This window comes from Photobacterium rosenbergii (assembly GCF_003026455.1).
GTDB lineage: Bacteria > Pseudomonadota > Gammaproteobacteria > Enterobacterales > Vibrionaceae > Photobacterium > Photobacterium rosenbergii.
Map to the genome: position 1 here is coordinate 1,234,092 of NZ_PYMB01000001.1, position 19,603 is coordinate 1,253,694.

At 41.7% G+C, this 19,603-nt stretch carries 14 protein-coding genes; 7 read left to right on the plus strand and 7 right to left on the minus strand.

The features are described from left to right. The first annotated feature begins 79 nt into the window (after window positions 1–79). Window positions 80–574 (plus strand): type II secretion system protein, encoded by a 495-nt coding sequence (locus C9J01_RS29995; RefSeq protein WP_272898708.1) that lies wholly within the window; start codon window positions 80–82, stop codon window positions 572–574. 30 nt (window positions 575–604) lie between these two features. Here the strand turns inward: C9J01_RS29995 and manA are convergent, their stop codons facing one another. The 3 genes from manA to mngA form a co-directional block, all read right to left on the minus strand. Then, complete coding sequence (manA, locus tag C9J01_RS05855) at window positions 605–1,792, minus strand: mannose-6-phosphate isomerase, class I (protein WP_107297144.1); 1,188 nt, start codon at window positions 1,790–1,792, stop codon at window positions 605–607. A gap of 129 nt (window positions 1,793–1,921) precedes the next feature. Further along, entirely contained in the window at window positions 1,922–4,564 is a 2,643-nt protein-coding gene (mngB, locus tag C9J01_RS05860; protein ID WP_107297145.1) for a mannosylglycerate hydrolase, read from the minus strand. A gap of 102 nt (window positions 4,565–4,666) precedes the next feature. Then, window positions 4,667–6,604 (minus strand): PTS 2-O-a-mannosyl-D-glycerate transporter subunit IIABC, encoded by a 1,938-nt coding sequence (mngA, locus tag C9J01_RS05865; protein ID WP_107297146.1) that lies wholly within the window; start codon window positions 6,602–6,604, stop codon window positions 4,667–4,669. 294 nt (window positions 6,605–6,898) lie between these two features. On the opposite strand from mngA, the gene C9J01_RS05870 reads away from it, so the two are divergent. From C9J01_RS05870 to mrtJ, 3 genes are all read left to right on the plus strand, one after another. Further along, on the plus strand, window positions 6,899–7,621 hold the full coding sequence (locus C9J01_RS05870) for a GntR family transcriptional regulator (protein ID WP_187462560.1): 723 nt from the start codon (window positions 6,899–6,901) through the stop codon (window positions 7,619–7,621). A gap of 371 nt (window positions 7,622–7,992) precedes the next feature. Further along, complete coding sequence (locus C9J01_RS05875) at window positions 7,993–10,332, plus strand: choice-of-anchor F family protein (protein ID WP_107297148.1); 2,340 nt, start codon at window positions 7,993–7,995, stop codon at window positions 10,330–10,332. A gap of 76 nt (window positions 10,333–10,408) precedes the next feature. Next, window positions 10,409–10,879 carry a JDVT-CTERM system glutamic-type intramembrane protease MrtJ gene (gene mrtJ / locus C9J01_RS05880; protein WP_107297149.1) on the plus strand — a complete coding sequence of 157 codons (471 nt, stop codon included), beginning with the start codon at window positions 10,409–10,411 and terminating at the stop codon, window positions 10,877–10,879. A gap of 56 nt (window positions 10,880–10,935) precedes the next feature. Here mrtJ and C9J01_RS05885 read toward each other — a convergent pair whose 3' ends face one another. Beyond that, window positions 10,936–11,634: a DUF2202 domain-containing protein gene (locus tag C9J01_RS05885; protein ID WP_107297150.1), complete on the minus strand. Its 699-nt coding sequence runs from the start codon at window positions 11,632–11,634 to the stop codon at window positions 10,936–10,938. Between the two features lie 353 nt (window positions 11,635–11,987). Between C9J01_RS05885 and C9J01_RS05890 the strand changes: the two genes are divergently transcribed. Beyond that, the gene (locus C9J01_RS05890; RefSeq protein ID WP_107297151.1) at window positions 11,988–12,485 is read left to right on the plus strand and encodes a hypothetical protein; all 498 of its coding nucleotides are present in this window, start codon (window positions 11,988–11,990) and stop codon (window positions 12,483–12,485) included. Between the two features lie 235 nt (window positions 12,486–12,720). Here the strand turns inward: C9J01_RS05890 and C9J01_RS05895 are convergent, their stop codons facing one another. After that, window positions 12,721–13,590, minus strand: coding sequence for a helix-turn-helix domain-containing protein (locus C9J01_RS05895; RefSeq protein ID WP_146157060.1), 870 nt, complete (start codon window positions 13,588–13,590; stop codon window positions 12,721–12,723). A gap of 8 nt (window positions 13,591–13,598) precedes the next feature. Continuing rightward, window positions 13,599–14,522 (minus strand): LysR family transcriptional regulator, encoded by a 924-nt coding sequence (locus C9J01_RS05900; RefSeq protein ID WP_107297153.1) that lies wholly within the window; start codon window positions 14,520–14,522, stop codon window positions 13,599–13,601. A 533-nt stretch (window positions 14,523–15,055) separates the two neighbouring features. Here C9J01_RS05900 and C9J01_RS05905 point away from each other — a divergent pair. Continuing rightward, on the plus strand, window positions 15,056–16,369 hold the full coding sequence (locus C9J01_RS05905) for a DASH family cryptochrome (RefSeq protein ID WP_107297154.1): 1,314 nt from the start codon (window positions 15,056–15,058) through the stop codon (window positions 16,367–16,369). Between the two features lie 1,399 nt (window positions 16,370–17,768). Here C9J01_RS05905 and C9J01_RS05915 read toward each other — a convergent pair. Beyond that, the gene (locus C9J01_RS05915; protein WP_107297156.1) at window positions 17,769–18,794 is read right to left on the minus strand and encodes a GlxA family transcriptional regulator; all 1,026 of its coding nucleotides are present in this window, start codon (window positions 18,792–18,794) and stop codon (window positions 17,769–17,771) included. Between the two features lie 131 nt (window positions 18,795–18,925). Between C9J01_RS05915 and C9J01_RS05920 the strand changes: the two genes are divergently transcribed. Then, entirely contained in the window at window positions 18,926–19,534 is a 609-nt protein-coding gene (locus C9J01_RS05920; protein WP_107297157.1) for a LysE family translocator, read from the plus strand. Window positions 19,535–19,603: the final 69 nt, after the last annotated feature.

A 19,603-nucleotide genomic window follows, 5' to 3' on the forward strand; every position in this document is an offset into this window, starting at 1 on the left:
ACAAAATTAATAAAACACTGTATACATACAAGCAAAAAAATGTATATTTACGTCATTAATTTGACGACCAGTGCAAAAGATGAGAAATGTTAAAGGCTTCACTCTAATAGAGTTGGTTGTTGTGATCGTTATATTAGGTATATTATCAATAACAGCAGCACCAAGATTTTTAAACCTACAATCAGATGCAAGAAAAGCATCACTTGAAGGTTTCATAGCAACCTATAAGACTTCAGAAGAAATTATAGAAGGCAAAGCTAATATAGAAGGGAAAGACTTCGAGTCTGCTACTGAAATCGAAGTTGGTGAAGCTAAGGTAAAAATAAAATACGGTTCTATTTCTCCCAAAATAACTAACATAATTAAAGCAATGGATGTAGATGGATTCAAATTAGTTGAGTTCGAAAAAGCAGAGCAACTGATAATATTGCCTAACTCTTACTCCGGTAAAACAGGCTCCGTTAGTTTAGAGGACTACAACAAAGCACTCCAAACCAACTGTTATATAGGAATAAACGCCGGAAAAGAGTCAAACCTTCGTACAGACTTTGTTAGGAACACTCATGAGTGCTAAAAGAAGCCCTGCATGCAGGGCCTCTAATTATTAGTTAAACGTCCTAACCGCTTTACCCATACCCTTGTAACTGTACTGACGACTACTGTAAGGAATAAAGGCAGACTCGCCTGCAACTAGGCTAATCTCCTCGCCTTCGCTTTCCAATGTCAACTTACCTTGCAGGCACATAATGATTTCGGCACTGCGGACAAACTCGGTCTGCGGTTTGTCGGTCAAGGTAATTACCTCTACTTTGAAATCGTCAACCGGGACGTTGTAGCAAACCTTGTTGTCTTTTACCTGCCCTTTCAGCCTTAGGTGCTGGGCTGGAATCGGTTCGAAACGGGTATTTTTCAGCAGTTCCTCAACATCCATGAACTTTGGCGTCAAACCTGCGCGCAATACGTTATCCGAACTTGCCATAACTTCAATACCCGTGCCTTCTAGGTAGGCATGTGGTGTTTCGGCATCAAGGTACATGGCCTCGCCAGCTTCTAGCTCAATCACATTGAGCATCAAAGGAGCAAACAGACCAACATCATTTGGGTACTCTGTAGCAAAGCCAGCAATCAACTCAAAAATAGCTTTTGCATCGGTCGATAAGCCTTTTGAGCCGATATTTTCCATTAGCTCAGCAATAGCAGCCTGCTTTTTATCACCGGTAAGAGAGATCACTTCACGGAAGAAAGCTGATAGTTGGATAGGCGTTGGGTTGGCTTTTAGCGCCTGAACATCTTCTGCCAACGTTGGGCAATTGGCTTGCTCAAACAGCTCTACCATCTCGTTAATTACGCGGAAGCCGTTCATTGCCTTGTAGTTGGTCAGGGCATAAACCATCTCAGGTTTATGGTTGGGATCTTTGTAGTTACGCTCGGCGGCATTAAGCGGGATACCGGCAAGGTTCTCCCGATGGAAACCTTCTTCGGCGGCTGATTTTTTCGGGTGTACCTGAATAGATAATGGCTTCGCCGCAGATAGGACTTTCACCAAATATGGCAGTTCGCCAAATTTATCGTGGGTATAACGACCCAGTACGGTTTCAGGTGACTGTTCAATCACGTCTGAAAGTAGCTGGCTTTCGCCCTCACAAACAATGCGAGAGCAGCCATTTGGGTGAGCCCCCATCCAAAGCTCTGCTTGTGGCTGGTCATCTGGGTTAGTGATGCCGAACAAGGCCGTCATCGCGGTTTTGCTGCCCCATGCATAGTTTTGAATTACATTACCTAGCTTATACATATCATCGTTATCCGGATAAAAAGCTGCCGGGCAAGCCCGGCAGAAAGTTGGAAATATTCCACGTAGAAAAACAACTAATTCTCAGGCTCTGACAGGGTTCATCACGCCCTGTCAGGGTATTGCTTGAGATTAGAAACGCACTCGGAACGTCTTAGCCTGACAAGGACGTAGTTCGCCGAACTGACCGGCTTCATAGCCTTGCTCTTCCAGCACTACTTCGTCCATACGGGTTTCTACCCACTCTGTGATAGGACGGCTAAAGCGGATACCATCGGTAATGGTCTCTGTCTCAGACGGGTTGTAAACACGCACGATTAGCGCATTCTCATCTTCCGCCTTCTTCAGTACGCTCAGTACTGCACCTTGTGTGCCTTTCTCTAGTAGCGAGAAAGTCAGCGGCTGATCCTGCTCACCCACATTTAGCTTCATCGCATTGTATGGGATCTTGTTGTAGCACTGGATAGGCGTCACATTGTCACGTGCCATAGCCATGACATTGGCTTCAATATGGTTGCCCGCAAAGCCACTCAAGGTAAAGTTACACACGATCTTACCGCGCACCTGTGAATCAGGCGTTGGGATCTTGATACCCGATGGACGGCCAGGACGCAGAAGAAGTTCTTCTTTACCCAATACACCCACACCGCGAAGCAGCGTTAACGCGAAGGTATCTTTTTCTTCGTTGCCTTTAGAAGAAATTACCTCAAACTCACGTAGGCCGTTGCTCATGATAGCCATACCTGCTTGACCACTCTCCAGCGCTGCAAAGTTCATCAGCTGGTAAACAGGTACTGGCGCTTCTTTCCAACCGTCTTTTTCCCAGTTTGCCATTTCTGGGTCGTTAACTGGACGGGTGATCAAACCAAATTGGTTATCGGCTACTACAGTCTCAGACACGAACGGGGTTGGTACCAACACACGTACACGGTGATCGTCGGCTTGGTTGTCCAGCTCCATACGTACTTCAATACGGCGAGAGCCGGCTTTTAGTACTACTTGGCAATCAACATCCACATAACCATCTTGGTTAGTTCGCTCTTCACGGGCTTGCAGGTTGTCAGGCACATCCATACGTAGCTTGATGCTTGCAACTGACTGGAAACCTTCATGTCTGATGTTGGTTTCAACCTTGAACTCATCAGAGTAAAGCAGCCACTCTTTACGAGATGGTGAGTAGTCGTATTCGTCACCGTCATCAGAGCCATCTTCCAGGCGAAGCACCTGATCGAAGGTTTGTTCAGTTTCCTTGTCGAAGATGGTTAGCGTACCGTTGTCATTAACATTGATACGGTAGAACTCATTCTCCATCAGGTAATCTTTCTGCTCGGCAACCTTCACTTTACCTTTAGTATTACCTTCGATGTGAAGCGTGGTAAAGCCCATTGCCGGTACGATGTGCTTGATTTGAATATCGTATTCTACGAATGGGTCGTAGTTTCCGTAGTGAACGATCTGGCGGTCAATCTTACCTGGATCAATCACACGCTGATCTTGGATGTAGTACTCGACTTCATGGCCGTGCTCATCGAAAATCTTGAACTCTTGCGCACGAATAGTGATGGTCGTGTTAACCACTTCCTCACGGTCGTATGGCGATAGGTTGAACATCGCAAGCTTGTCACAACCTTCACGGGCTGGCATGTGGTCAACAATCTTACGTTTGTAGAAGTTGATCAGGTTAGTCGCCATGTCATCGGCAAGGATGTAACGGTTTAGGATCTCGGCATGTACTTTATCCGAGCAGCAGCAGCCAATTGAGTCGTGGGCATGGTTCTTCATGCTCTCTTTCCACATTTTCTCAATCAGACCGTGGTGGTAATCAAAGCCCAGTGTCCAGGCAATCGATGCCAACGGCTCTAGGATGTTTACGATCTTGTTTTCTACTTCAGCGTGGATCAGTTTGATATCCATGCGGGTTGAAGAAATCGTACGGTGAACACGCATGTATTTACCGTCGTTGAACTCGCCTTTTACAGTATCAAGCTGGTCACGAACTTCTTCGATACGCTCAAAGACTTCTTCAAAGCGGCTCATCTTGAATTCGCGGTCTGGGTAGATTTCGCGCAGGTTGTCCATCACCTCAAAGATATCTTTCTGGATCGGCATTTGGTCATGGCCGTTAGGAAGCAGGATATCTTTAGTTACCGATGGTTTTTCCAATACTGGGAAGTATTTGTCCAGACGAGCACGTAGACCTTCTTCGTCTTGTGGTAGGTATTTACCAATTGCGTAACCCAGCGGAAGTACCTGTGCAGTCACTTCGCTGCCGTCGTTACTCTGCCACACAAATTCAGTTTTGTTGGTGCCGTGACGCTCAGAACAACCACGCCAGAACATCGCGCGGTCAATGCCAAAGCCGTTGTAGATCATTGGCAGTTGTGAGCTCATCGAGAAAGAGTCTGGCAAGTAACCAATTTTCATGGCTTCGCCAAAGTTCATGCAGTCACGGATGCCGTACATCATGTTACGAACGATAGATTCACCCGCAACCTGCATGGTGTCAGTTTGTGAGTACCATGGACCGATAATAAGTTTGCCCGCTTGTACTTGTTTGCGTACGCGCTCTTCGTTTTCAGGCATGATAGCGAAGTAATCTTCCAGAACTGCAGTCTGGCCATCAAGTACATAGAATTTGTATTCAGGATCTGACTCAAGGCGAGTCAGGATTTCTTCCATGTTGTTTACTAGCAGAATTCGTGATTCTTCTGTAGTGAAATACCATTCACGGTCCCAGTGCATGTGAGGAGTAATATGAACGCGGGAAGTAGCCATAATAATGTACCTGATAATCTTTCTTTAATGTCGGGCGCAGATTCCCTGCACCCGATGATTTAGAGTGTTGTCAATAATGTGACGTGATTCGTTAGTTGGGGATTAAGCGTCAGCGGTCACTTTAAATGTGCCCTTTTTTGTCGCATGCGCCCTCCAGCTCACTAGCATCACGGTAGAGATAGCAGCACCAATAAGCGCGGCACCCAACCAGATACCCGCAGCCATGAAGCTACCGATACCCGCATCGTGAAGTAGGAACATTGAGAAGATACCTGCACCCGGAGTCGATAGACCGATACCCGCCGCACCTACGATGGCACCTGTTACCATTGAGCCCGCAAGGAATGAGCCGATAACACGGATTGGGTCTTCAATCGCCATTGGAATAGCACCTTCAGTGATACCCGCTAGGCCAAGTAGCCAAGTCGACTTACCCGTTTCGATTTCGAAGTCTTTGAATAGGCGTGGTGCCATCATGGTAGAAGCCGTTACTGTAAAGGCAGATACCATCTTCACCGAACCGAAGATTGCGTAAGGACCGTATACACCGTTAGCCATTGCACCAAGGCAGAAGGCGTAAGCCGCCTTGTTTACCGGGCCACCCAAGTCGAACGATACGAAGATACCGATGATTGCGCCAAGCAGTAGTGCGTTAGAGCCAGATAGGCCATTTAGCCAATCAGTCAGACCTTGGTTCAGCATGGCTACCGGCTTACCGATAACAAACAGCATCAAGCTACCAACAACCAGCGTACCGATCACAGGGTATAGGTAGAATGTCAGGAAGCCATTGAACGCAGGGCTAAGGCGAACGTTCTCTTTCACCCAGCGCATTACGTAACCGGCAAGCAAACCACCGACAACACCACCAAGGAAACCAGAGCCAATCATGTTTGCAGCAAGGCCGGCAGCAAAACCTGGGCCCAATGCCGGTTTATCGGCTAGGGAATATGCGGTGTATGCCGCAAGTACCGGTACCATCAGGGTGCCTAGCAGGCCACCACCGAGTTTGCGGTACATATATAGCCAGGAGTTTTCTGTTGCGTAGAGTTCTTGCAGGTCAAAAATCTGCGCAATCAAAACGGCAACCGCGAGAACCGTACCACCCGCAACAATAAGAGGAACTGCAAAAGAGATACCGCTTAGCAATGCTTGCTTAAGCTCGGTCTTGAATGGGACTTTCTTCGGTTTGTCTTGCGTAGCAGCAACGCGCTCTTCACTTGTACCCTGCTTCGCCGCTTCCATCGCATCATTCAAGATACGCTCAGCATGACGGATTGGCTCGGCTACAGGTGTTTCTACACGAGGGATACCATTGAAGCGCTCGATTTCTTTAATCGCCACTTCAGCAGCAAAGACAACAGCATCAGCTTTGTTAAGCTGTTCAGCCGTTAAACGGCCCTCGATACCATTGGCGCCTTGCTTCTCGACGTGGACATTGATGCCCATTTTCTTGCCGGCTTTCTCAAGATATTCCGCCGCCATATAAGTGTGGGCAATACCTGCAGGACAAGCTGTAACACAAACGATAGTTGGGTTGTTTTCATTTGTATTAATGTTGTCTTGTTCTTCCTCTTCTCCTGCACCATCAAGAAGAGTCATCAGTTCTTCCGCACTTTGTGCTTTGAGAACCGCTTCACGAACATCATCATCAACCAGCGTTGTAGTTAGCTCGGTCAACAAATGCATGTGGGTTGAACCGGCTTCAGCATTTGGGATGGCAATCAGGAAGACAAGGTTTACATCTTCATCTTCGTCTTCATCAATGCCTTTCCATTTAAGATCTTGTTTTAGTGTCGCAACTGCAAAACCGGCTTCTTTAACCGCGTCAGTCTTGCCGTGTGGGACAGCTAGGCCTTCACCTAGCGCTGTAGGGCCTTGCTCTTCACGGGCAAAAACAGCATCAAGGTAAGCTTGCTTATCATGCAATTTGCCTTGTTGATCCAGTTTGTCTGCCAGAGCATGGATCGCTGCTTCACGACTTTCAAATGTCGTTTGGATTGAAATCAGCGACTTATTGGTAAGGGTAGTCAGTTTCATCGTCGTCCTCTGTACCGTCATCCAGGTGGGCGTGTATCGCCCTTAGTTGTATTAATACAAATATGATACGTATTCTGACGATGTGTTCTGTGATCTCATTCACACAACCTTACAAATAGGTATTATTGTTGTATTAAATTTAGGTTCAGCTTGTATATGACAACTTTGAATGACGCGGTAAATACAGGTAAAATACAGGCATTAGCTAACTATAAGCGTTTAGGGCTAACTTGAAGCCCTAATCAAGCAACTATAAGCGGTAATTAAGAAACTTGCCTTCCAGAGGAGAACGATGTGGCACGCCTTCCTATGTATCGTCAGATCGCTGACGCAATAAAGGAGAAGATCCAATCCGGTGAATATAAGCCGGGTGAGGCCTTGCCGACTGAAGCACAACTACGAGAAGCCTTCTCCGTGAGCCGGGTGACGGTTCGCCAAGCCTTAAAACTACTCGTAGAGCAAAATGTGCTGGAAAGCATCCAAGGAAGTGGGACCTATGTGAAAGAGAACAAGGTCAACTACGACATGTACGAGTACTCAAGCTTCTATGAAAAGCTGAGCCATCTTGATGTCAAAACCCACAGTGAGATCCTTGCGTTCGAAATCACTACCCCTGCCCCTGCGATTGCCGAGGCTTTAGAGATCAATCAAGAAGACCGGATCTTTTACGTTAAGCGTGTCCGCTTTATTGACGAGAACCCAGTAACCCTTGAAGAGACCTGGATGCCCCTTTCGCTATTCCCGGATCTTACCTATGAAGTGATGCAAGGCTCGAAGTACGAGTTCATCGAGGGAACCAAGAAAATGGTTATTGACCGCAGCGAGCAGGAAATCATCCCTGTACTGCCGCCGCAAGAGGTCGTCAATCAGCTCAGTATCCCGGCTGACCAGCCTATTATCGAGAAAATCACCCGGGGCTACTTGGTTGATGGCACGGTTTTCGAATATAGCCGAAACTACTTCAAGTCATCGGATTACAAGTTCACCTTGGTGGCTAAGCGTAATCATCATTACTAAATGACCTGTGTGTCATATCGAGTTGCCCAAGCTCTAGTTCGTAGGAATATGAACTAGAGCACAAATTACTATAGCAACACTCTCCCATATTCCATCCCTGAATATCCCCCTCTCAATGACATAGAAAATCAGACCGCAAATCCATAACACTAAATCCAAAGAATAGTGTGCGAATGAAGAACAAGTATTTCTAAATACTATTAATTAAAGTCGAGCGGTTAATATACCCATGCCATAACAAGCCCCTGATGGCATAAACCAATTCAAATCACTTTCTTTGCTGCCAGTTATAGCGTGGCGAACTGCTTTTGAAAAAGCGAGTAACCAAACTGAACTGACATTTGTATATTGCAGAAGCAAGGAGTTATACCATGGAGAACGACCGACCCAGAGGTAAATTTAAACTAAAAAGATTGGCAGTATTTCTTATCAGTTCCATGCTAGTCACCGGATTTAGTATTGCTAAAGACCCCACCCCAAACCTGTACTTAGACGTACCAGCGCCAATCCTGTCGAATTGGAATATGGATAATGTTTTCACCGTTGACGATACCGTTGACGGTTTTACCGGAGCCACAGCCAAAACCTACATTTACAGCTCAGTGGAGGATGCAGAAGCTGCTGAAAATGATGATGAAGAATGGGGTACACACAGTGTCGGATACATCACTTGGGAGTTAGATAATGGCAGTGGTCGTGCGCCAGGACTGCAAGTTCTGAATGACAATCTGGATTACAAGTACCATAACTGCATTATGGCTTCAGGAGAGATGGAGCACCCCAGTTTTCCAGATACGATCGTCTCAAAAGCCTGTAACGATCCACAAGGTAGTTCAAAACGAGTATTTCTGCAGTTAACCAAAACTGAAACACCTGTTGATTTAGTTTTTGACCTCGGTGTAAAAGATATCCGCTATAAAGGGTTAATAGATTCAACCAATAGTGAAGATGATTCCAGTTCAAATGGTGGATCCTCCGACAAAGAAAATACGATTGAACAATTTAGAGAAAACTATGGTGTTGGTCGCCTCTACCGAGTTATCCAAAAAGTCCGAAATGATACAGACAAACGGGTACTCAGTTATAAATTCGAGTTAGGCACTGGGGTTGGAGATCAATTTGAAGCATTAAACTTTGAAGAACATGGCGTGGGCTTTGAGATGCAATCTTCAGTGCCTCGTGAGTTTTTTGATGGACGTACTGGCTCTGCACCTGATGTTGACGTTTGGAAAACAGAACGATTTGCGACATTCGCTCCTAAATTGTTCGATGATGGTGTACGACCTCGATTTTCTCCAGGTTTTTTAGATCATAATGCCGCAGGATTTATGAAGCCGGTTTACACCGTAGATGCTCATTGGAAAGCACAAAATATTGACAGTGGTTTATCGTTGGAAAACGGAATTATTGGCTCGCTTAGCCAGAATTTCTTTAGTGTTAATGATACTCATGATGCAAATCTTCCTTACGATATGCTTGGTTATATGCTTCCGAATAACCAAGTACCAAGTGTAATCGGTTACTGGCTGGTAAATGATATTGATGCAGAATCTGAAGGCGTTGTCGCTATCTGGGATGGGCACAACTGGCGTTCAGGGCGTACGGGCCTTGATGGTGACCCAGAGACTCTTGGGGATAATTTTGCAATCATCCCACCGGAACAACTCACGGCGTGGGCGGATAAACCCTTGGGACTAGATATCCCCGGTGAGGATCCCGATGAATTAATCCGCTACGCAGTGATTCCAAGCGATGACCTAGCAGGGCTGAATACTGATATCTTTATACACATTGGCGAAAAGCTACTTGATGAGCAAAGCCAGCCTATTTTTGAATCGCTGACACTGCGTGTAACGGCTAGATCAATCGATGATGTCCTCGGCGTGCCTGGTAGTGTATCTCCGGAATGGGTAGATGGAGGCGTGAATGGAGGCACTCCTGCTCCAGAGCTGTCTATATACGCAACGGTAGAAGATAAACTTATTGCGTTCAATGATTACGTGACGACTGACGAGCAAACCTCGGTAGAAATCGATGCTCTAATGAATGACATGATAAATGGAGTAACTGTTGTACCTTCAGATACTGAAATAGTTATCGTAGATGAACCTATCAACGGTAAAGTTGAAATCAGTAATGAAAAGATTATGACTTACACCCCTGCTGATTACTTTACTGGCAATGAAGTGTTCAAATATCAAATCAGTGTGGGTGATTCCTCTTCAAACCTAGCCTCTGTTCGCGTTGTTGTGAACCCAGAAGTGGTTCTCGGCGCACCAGTTGTCTTTAACGATAACGTTATGACCATGCAAGAGACATCAGTAAGCATTGATGTACTTGCTAATGATAAGTACAACCCTGATAAACAGCATATGTTGCGCTTGAGAATTAACAATATGCCAGCAAATGGTGAAGCATATATCAATGAAGACATGGATATAGTATTCACTCCAGCCGATGGTTTCAGCGGGATTGAGCAGTTCACATATGTTGTAGAAGAAGATGGGGTTGTTTCAAATAATGGTGTAGTTACAGTAAGAGTGGACGAACCTTTTGACGATGAGCCAGCACCGGATAGCGAAAATATAAGTTCTTCGGGTGGTGGCTGTACTATTGGAGATCCTAATGCTCCATTAGATCCAACACTGCCACTTCTACTATCTGTTTCGATAATAGGGTTAATCCTTCGTCGTAAACAAAACAAACATTGAAGAAAGTAACATATCAAACAAGAGCCTATAAGGCTCTTGTTTGATCTAAATGTAAGGCCTATATGAAGCCCTCAGTATGAGTTCATATCAAATTAGAGTTAGCCTAAAACAGGTGCTTGATGACAGAACACTGCTGACAACCATTTGTCTTAGTGTTGTCATAGGATACGTTTTTTGGTCTCTGTTTCCGTGTAATATAATCACCGCTAAGCACAGAAATACAATAGCCTGGTTCAATATACTATTGATTTATCCAGTGCTTGAAGAGGTGGCATTTAGAGGAACGATTCAAGAGGAACTGTTAAAACTAAGCGGCCTAAATGAAGTTCATTATGGCGTGAGCAAAGCAAACTTCATCACTTCTGTCCTTTTTGCAGGCTTTCATATCATATACCAGCCAGCATGGCTTGTATCATTAATACTATTGCCATCTCTTGTCTTAGGTTTTTTTAAAGAGCGTTACGCTACTATACTTGTTCCGATTGGATTACATATTCTATTCAATCTAGTGTTCTTACTTTCTAGATTAGCAAACACCTGCTCATAAAAAATAAAAACCCCAAAATGAGGTTTTTATTTAATACAAATATAATTTACTTATAACTACCGACCGAGTATTGTATCAACGTCTTCCTGAGAGGCAACCTGTGCTTGGTACGCTCCTTCTCCTATGTAGTTTTCAATTTTACTTACAAATGCCCTTAAGTGATTTTCAGAGCCATCGATTAGATTTTCATATAATGAATTGATGACTCGATTATTTGTATAAACTAACCCGCAGTCACTTGAGTTTTTAATTGAATCTATTCTTTCAATCATTACTTCAGGGCAAGTCTTAATATCTATCATATCAAACTCTTCAATCAGGGCCCCTACATACAAAGCATCTAACTCACTTGAAACCCCAATATTAGTAAGCTCATGATACTTCTCAGTAAAATAATCACCAAACTCTTTGCTTGAGAAAACACCAACATTATCATTTACAATGGGGTCCTCGATACTGAATCGTTTTAAAGTATCGCATACTTTACAAGTATGGCGACTTTCTGAAGCAGCAATTTTTCCGAAAACATTTGAATTTGGATAGAGCATGCTTAGCTTGATGTAAACATCACGAGCAAGTTTCTCTTCTTCACGCATAAAAATGAGGTGAAGCTTTTCGTGCTCATCAAGAGTCTGATGAAAACGCTCAGAGCTTGGTTTATTTTTGCGAAATCCACTTGTATCATCATTATAAGCAGCATTAGAAAAAAAAGTAATAATCAGCAAAGTCGCAAGACTAATTCTAAATATATTCATAATAATCATCCCTGTTTTAGAAAGTGATACTTCATATTAAATACTAGTATTTATTCATGTAAATATGTGAAGCCAAATCACAATTATAATAAATACATGATATATTTTACTCGGAATAGATTTTCATATTAAATGACAATACCAAACTATCTTATGCAATTTTTATAACAACAGAGTCTATTGATGATATCTTCATAAGAAAGGATATAAAAGTATGATCTAGAGCAAAGCTTAAACATATTAAAGTCACTATATATCATTATCAAAAATCACTTTGTAAATGATATAGATATTTATTCACTAGCCATATAATACTAGACCCATAAGTGGGTAAAAAACGGATAGGGGAACTTATGTCAACGTTAAGGAAATACCTGTTCTGTTTAATAAGCAATGATTTACAAAAAGCTTCAATTATTAAAAATATTATCACTGACCTCTATCCCAAAAACAGCCAATTTTATGTGACAAGTGACTTATCGTCGGTAAATAATATGAAAAATAATATATTGCTCGTTGATTACAGAGCTATACCGACACAGGAAATCACTGAGATAGACACTTCAGTTAACAATAACGCTTGGCTTGTTATCAACATAGACAAAACTTGCCTACTATCATCTGTATTTTGGATTGAAAATGGGTTTTGTGGAGCACTTTACGAAAATCAAACAATTGTGTATTTATCGAATGCCTTAAAATGCATTTTGGAAAAAAATGAATATTGGTATACAAGAAAAGAACTTACAGATGCTGTGAAAAGCCACCGACAGAAACACATTTCAAGAAACAAAATTATTGAGAAAAATGTAAGTCAATATCAATTAACAAAAAAAGAAAAGAATGTATAACCCTTTTTTGTGGTGACACCAATCAAAAATTGCACACAGAACTTTATCAGGTTATATACCGTCAAACCCACGGAGCGCACATGACAAAGTTTTGAGTAAATTCCAGATGACTCCCTCTCACAGAAAAACCTTTTCTAAGGCCTTAGTAAATAATCGTAATTGTGGCGATGAAATCAATATAGAGGTGTTATGTCAAATAAATAAACCTTTCTATCATTCGAATAAAAAAATCAAATCATCCAACGATATGCTCCTTCGTCATTACATCTTTATTTGTATCATTACCAAATTCACTACTGTTGTCTATCATACTTTGATAACTCAGCAAAATGAAATCTTGCTTTTTTAAGAATAATGCTTTTATGTAGGGGTTTGCAAAAAAGCCTCCTTTATTTAACCTATATGTCACCGCCGTCTCTGTTTGGGAAACAACAACACCATAAATAGATAATAGAAGATACTTAATAGCAGGAATTGTTGCATGCATTTCAATTATCTGAACATCACAAAGACTTTCCAGTTCTGCCAAAACACTACTATGTATATCTGAATTCATTCCAGCAGCACAAATATAATAGAAAACGCCATCAATCAGACTATACATAACATGACCTACCAGCATACTATCATGGTAGTAGCATTTTACTTTTGCATGCCGTAGCCCCTTCCTTTCTAAAAAATCATCGAGTTTATCTTTATGTCTTACAAAAAATGCATGTCGTATCTGAACTTTAGTTGCCTCATCTAGCATCTCCCAATCAAGATCTTGCGTCTTATTCACTTTTAGCGGGTATATCGTTAGGTGAGGGTCGTAAAACATTTCATTTTTCAATGAGCGTTTAAGAATATTCAATTCTGAATTTGAATAATTATAGTCAACATTAAAATACGTCGCGACTCCTACTCGTCTAGTTAAAGATGGTAAATTATTACCTTTTTCCCAATTACTGATCATTGGTTGATTTATATTTTCGAAAAGCTTATGACTTTTTGATAACGAAATAGATAAATCATGCTGAGATAATTTACTGCTTGTTCTCAACTTTCTAAGTAAATTAGGGAAATTGTCACATGAAATGCATACATCACTTTCAGTATAAGACATACAGCATATTAACCTTTATTGATTATTTCATTGATAATCTTGTCACTTTTTCTGTTACTCTGTTGAAAGAAAACAGACGTATAAACTCTATCCCCTTCAAAATATTTCGAGTATTCCTCTACATCGATATCTATCTCTTTTATTTCATTACAATCCTGTTCAATAAACCTACTTGTACCAATCAATATTGAGTTAGTATTTAACACAATTTTTTTTAGTAATTCGATATTATCCGATCTATGTTTAACTTTAAGCTCGTAACCTAGAGTTTTAACAATATCTATAGCAAGCGGTTTATTGTCGTTAAAACCATTTAGAATGGATACACAAAAATCATAGTCGAAAACATCTTTTAGAGTATACTCAATCTTATTGAATATCGGATGTTCATTTCTAGCAAAAAGGTAAAACCTGTCTTTTTGAATTCTTTCTAAGTAGATATCTTTTGGAGTAGTTACATAAGAGTAGTTTACACCAATATCTATAAAATTAGAGGAGATTGCAGGCAGCGTTTTTTCATCCCAAGTTAAGAAATTAAGCTTTGCATTAGGAGATTGTGTAGATATTACTTCAGATAGATTATAAGCAAAGTCATTTTGAAAGACTGGTGATAAGGCAATTGATATTTCGCCACTGTATGAGGTTGGATCAAAGTTTAAGTTAGTTGTTTTTACTGAACTGATCGAATCTAGAATAGTAGGTACGATTTTAGATAGGTTGTTTGCTAAAGGTGTTGGCGATAAGCCATTCTTTGATCGAATAAAAATTGCATCATTGTAATAGGTTCTTAACTTTTGTAGAGATCTGCTTACCTGTGATTGACTAATGTCCAGCTTTTTAGCCGCTAGAGATGTGTTTTGAGTTATATAAACAACTTGAAAAATCCTCAACACATTAAGGTCAATCGAATTATCTCTTCTATCTGTTTCCATGTGTAAATCACTTTGTTTTTTTTAAAGACTAATTACATATAATCACCTTGTCTACCACTATTCGATTTTTGAATATTTCATATCCAGATAATGTCAGCTTAAACCCTTAACGGCAGCGATATTTTGCTCACCCAAATATTTCAGTTCTTATTTTACTCCATTATGAATTCCCCCTTATAAAGCAGAGTGCATACATGTTCTTTTTTTAGTCTATTTAAGTGAAGTTATGAATTAGACTTATCTCTACTGTACCCACATGTGAAACAGCTTAAGGAAAACAGGTAACCTATTTAACTATCAAGATCTCATCGATTACTTAATGCATGATTTAACCTATGGGTTAACCAAAGGGAAGAAGACTGTTATCGAGAAAGCCATCAGACTACTTCACACTCTTAGTTGCTGCCTTCACATTGAGCTCTATGCTTACCACATGTTGACACCATCCCTTATAACTTAGGCGTATAAAAACCATAATACTTGTGATATTCCGCCTATAGTTAAGCTAGCACCTTGGCTTAGAGGGATCTTCAATGGCAACAGGTTTGTTCCTTTTTCAAAACGATTTAAGGCTTCACGATAACCCCGCACTGGCGTTAGCTACACAAGAGGCCGATCACCTTATCTGCGTGTATTGTTTACCGGTAGATAATGCGAACCGCTACCCATATCATATCGACAAGCATGGCAATTACAGAAAACAGTTTCTCCTGCAATCTCTCAACAACCTTTCTGAGCGGCTAAGCGAGAGAGGTCAGAGCTTACATGTTATTCTTGAGCATCCCCTCAATGTACTGCCCGAACTCATTAGCCAATACAATATCTCAATGATCTACACCAGTGAGAATGCTGGGGTTTACGAAAAAAGGAATTGGCACACGCTAAAAGGCCGATACCCATACATCACGTTCCGTCAAATCGCCACGCATACCCTTTTTGACCGAACTGATTTACCTTTTGACATTAATGAATCTCTCCCCGGGACATTCAGCCAATTTCGTAAGCAGGTTGAAGGTTTAGACATTCGTTCGCCGTTAACCACCATTGCCAAACTTCCTCCACCGCCAGGTAGGCTAAAAGCTTTTGATGTGATCAGTTCTATGATCAACCCAAAATTATTAGCCGATTTTGAAGGGGGTGAGAAGGCGGCCTTGAAACACCTTGAGCAATATTTCTCGTCGAACGCTCCAAGCAGCTATAAACAAACACGAAACGAACTCGATGGATGGGAGAATTCAACCAAATTTTCTCCATGGTTAGCATTGGGTAGCTTGTCTGCCAATATGCTCATTAAGCACCTTAACCAGTATGAAACAGATGTTGAATGTAACGATTCTACCCAGTGGATTAAATTCGAGCTGTTATGGCGTGAATACTTCCAGTGGTATGCGCACTTCCATGGCACTAGGCTCTACACCTTTTCCGGAATCAAAAAGAAAAGCCCTCATACCGCTTATTATCCTGAGCGGTTCCGCCGATGGAGTGAAGGGAATACCCCCTACCCTCTCGTGAACGCTTTGATGAACCAATTACGCCAGACTGGTTATATGTCAAACCGGGGCAGACAAATAGTCGCCAGCTGCTTGATTAATGAATTGAGTTTGGATTGGCGCTACGGGGCCGCCTTTTTCGAAGAGCATCTATTAGACTACGATACTGCATCAAACTGGGGCAATTGGCAGTACCTTGCTGGTGTCGGAGCCGATCCCCAAGACAACCGCCATTTCAATTTAGCTAAACAAACCGAAATCTATGATCCTAACGGTGAATTTATCCGCAAGTGGGGAGGCAACAATCATGACGGTAGTATCGATTCTGTTGATGCTGCTGATTGGCCAATTTACTAATTCATGATGATCTTAGTTTCAAGGATATACACGTGATGGCTGTTCATATAGAGCAGCCAAAATGGCTTATTGATGGTTAATCCTTATAACCAATTCTCACCTCACACCCTCACACTAAATTACATACTGATACATGTGCTCACCGATATTTTCAAAAATTAACCATGTATAACTTATTAATATATCAAGTCTGAATTTTTGGATACCAATGGGATCATGATCACATTTAGCGCCTGAAAACATGTATAGGATGTCGCCAAAACCATTCATCAAAAAGGATATTTGTATGAAATGCTGCAACAATCCCGCTGCTTACCAAGTAAAACGAAACGCTATTCAAAAATTTTTCTATAGTGCCATTTACAAGTGCCGAAACTGTGGAAGCACTATTAAACTTTAATTGGTTGGTGCCATATTTTACCAGCTTAAAAGCCTCTCATAATATTTCAAAGACTGAAGCAATACTTTCATTATGTGGTCATTTAAAAGTGGGATTAATAATGTAAGAAGTATTGCTGTACTAAGTTAATTTTTGCTTTCTTTCATTCAAACTGACCAGAGTTCTACCAACATGTTTTTTGAAGCCTCAACGAAGACAACTCATATTAGAGAAGCTGATTTATTCAATAATCCGGCTCAAGCAGTAACAGGTATACTACAACCACCTAAGTCTCTACGGCGCCCGAACTGCCGACCAATTCTGGCTTGTAGCCGTGGTCAGATGCGAATTAAACAACCTATAGAACTACCACAAGTATAAACCTGCTTATTACTCACCTATCCAACTCCAGTTATCAGTCGTGAGTAAACTATTGCACCCTAGCAATAGTTTACTCGCAATTAATTCCACTTATAGATTCAATCTATATTGTGTAAATCCTATATCCCACTCCACTATTCCACATTGTATAAATGCCATTCTAACAGCTAAATTTAGCTTGCATTAACCAGGTAAATATCTGACAGCCTTACAAAGAACATCTTTTCTACTTTTATTTTTGAATGGGTAAAGAGCAATATTTAAACATCATTAAGAGTAAAATAATGACAAGTAAATATTTGATTGTCTCTTGGGTTATACAATATTGCCTACCCATCAGTACAATGGAACTAAAATCACATTTTGAAATATTTTTTATATCTCAAAACCTAAAATTTTGGGAGCAAGATCACATAACTAACGCAATATAGTCTTTATGCTTATTAACAAGGAAGCTAATAATCAAGGACTATTTATGATGTGTTGTGATACTCCATTTGCCCAAAGAAGAAAAAGAAGCCGACTAGAAAAATTATTTTATAATTCTGTCTATAAGTGTAATAACTGCGGTAGCATAATAAAAATACGCTCTCACTAAGCTATATATCAACTAGAAATTTCCATTAATACCATTAGCAATCATTGACTCATGCTCTTCATTTGAGCAGGGCTATACCCAAAATGTTTTTTGAAAACTTTACAAAAATAACTCACGTCAGAGAAACTGACTTCATTGGCGATCTCGGAAAGGCTATAGAAGGAGTTTTGCAAGCGCCAATGGGCATGCGACATTCTCATGGCCGCCCAATACTCGCGAGGGCTAATCGACAACTCCGTTTTAAAAACCCTATCGAGTTGCCGACGACTTAACCCTAATTGGAGCGCCAGATCCTCAATGCTCAAAGGCACTGATAAATTCTGGCGCATCAATGCCACAGTCCGTGATACATGGCGGTTATGCGGATGCGCTACATTCTTATCATCACCTAATGACTTTAAATGATGCTGCCGATTTCGTGTTTCATCCACCAGCATATCGGCAAGCCCCTTCAACGCCCTTTCGCGTCCAGACTTACGAGCCAATAACTCAATAGCTAGCTCAATAACTGCCGTTCCTCCAGCACAACTTATCCGCTTTCCATCAATACAATAGAGTTGGTCAGAACGTGCTTTCAACGTCGGATAGTCCGTCTCAAACTCTTGTAAATGCCGCCAATGGACCGCTACTTCACAGCCATCAAACAAACCAAGCTCAGCAAATGTAAAACAGGCATTATCTACCGTTACTAAGGTAAGGCCTTTGGTCGCCGCCTTTCTTAAGAATGGCCGATACAATGGAGCTAGCATCTTCATATCGTTAGCACTTCGACCACCAAATACAACGACGTAGTCATAGTTCGCTAACTCTAGGTGCTCAAGGGCATTATGAACCGAAAGATACACCCCACTACTTGATATAACTTCACCCTCTGATAGCCCAGCAACGTCCCAAGAGCAGTACCTTTGCTGGCTATAGTCCTCATCGTCAGCGGAAAATCGTAACTTATCAAGGAAACTGCCGAAAGGTAACATATTGAATGTCGGCAACGGCAGCAGAAGAAACCGAACATCTGGCTTGGAGTCAGATTGCATAAGGGCATGTCGAGCTGGTTGCATTTTATTCATCGTCTATATGGTTAAGTAACTTTAGCTAGTTGTGTCCAAATATTACCTTAAATAGTCCTAAAACTACCAAATCAATTGCTTGATTTACCCATATACTGCCAAGCAATTTCTTTTCTATAAATGGTAACTTCATGGCATTGGAAACTTGGCTGTTATATTTGGTTGCAGTGACAGGATTAGCTTTCGCTCCTGGCCCAAATGGCCTACTAGCATTAAGTCACGGCGCGCTATATGGACGGAAAAAAACGCTCTCAACCATTCTTGGCGGAGTGACAGGGTTTGTTGGTGTTATTGCCATCTCTATGTTTGGCATCGGTTCACTGATGATGGCATCTGCAAATGTTCTCTATTTGCTGAAATGGTTGGGGGGCGCTTACCTGATTTATCTTGGCATTCAATTATGGCGTTCACCCGCCATCTCTTTGGAACAAACATCGGCTATCGATCTTGGCCATACTGCAAGATTTAGACAGGGCCTGATAGCCGCCATTGCAAACCCGAAAGTCATTCTATTTTTTGGCGCCTTCTTGCCACAATTTATGAATCCTGAATCTTCATTACTTACGCAGTTCATTATCTTGGCCGCAACATTCGCTGCTGTTGAATTTAGTGTTGAATTCTTTGTTGCTTGTATCGCTCACCAATTACGCCCTTGGCTTCAGAAAAGTGGTCAACGCTTTAATCGTGGTTGCGGAACGGTTTTCGCTCTATTAGGGGCTAGCCTTCCATTGAGTCAGTAACACACTTAATCACAGGCACCTTTCTCTGTTTGAGGTGCCTTCTCACAGACATTCTCAGCAGTTCGCATC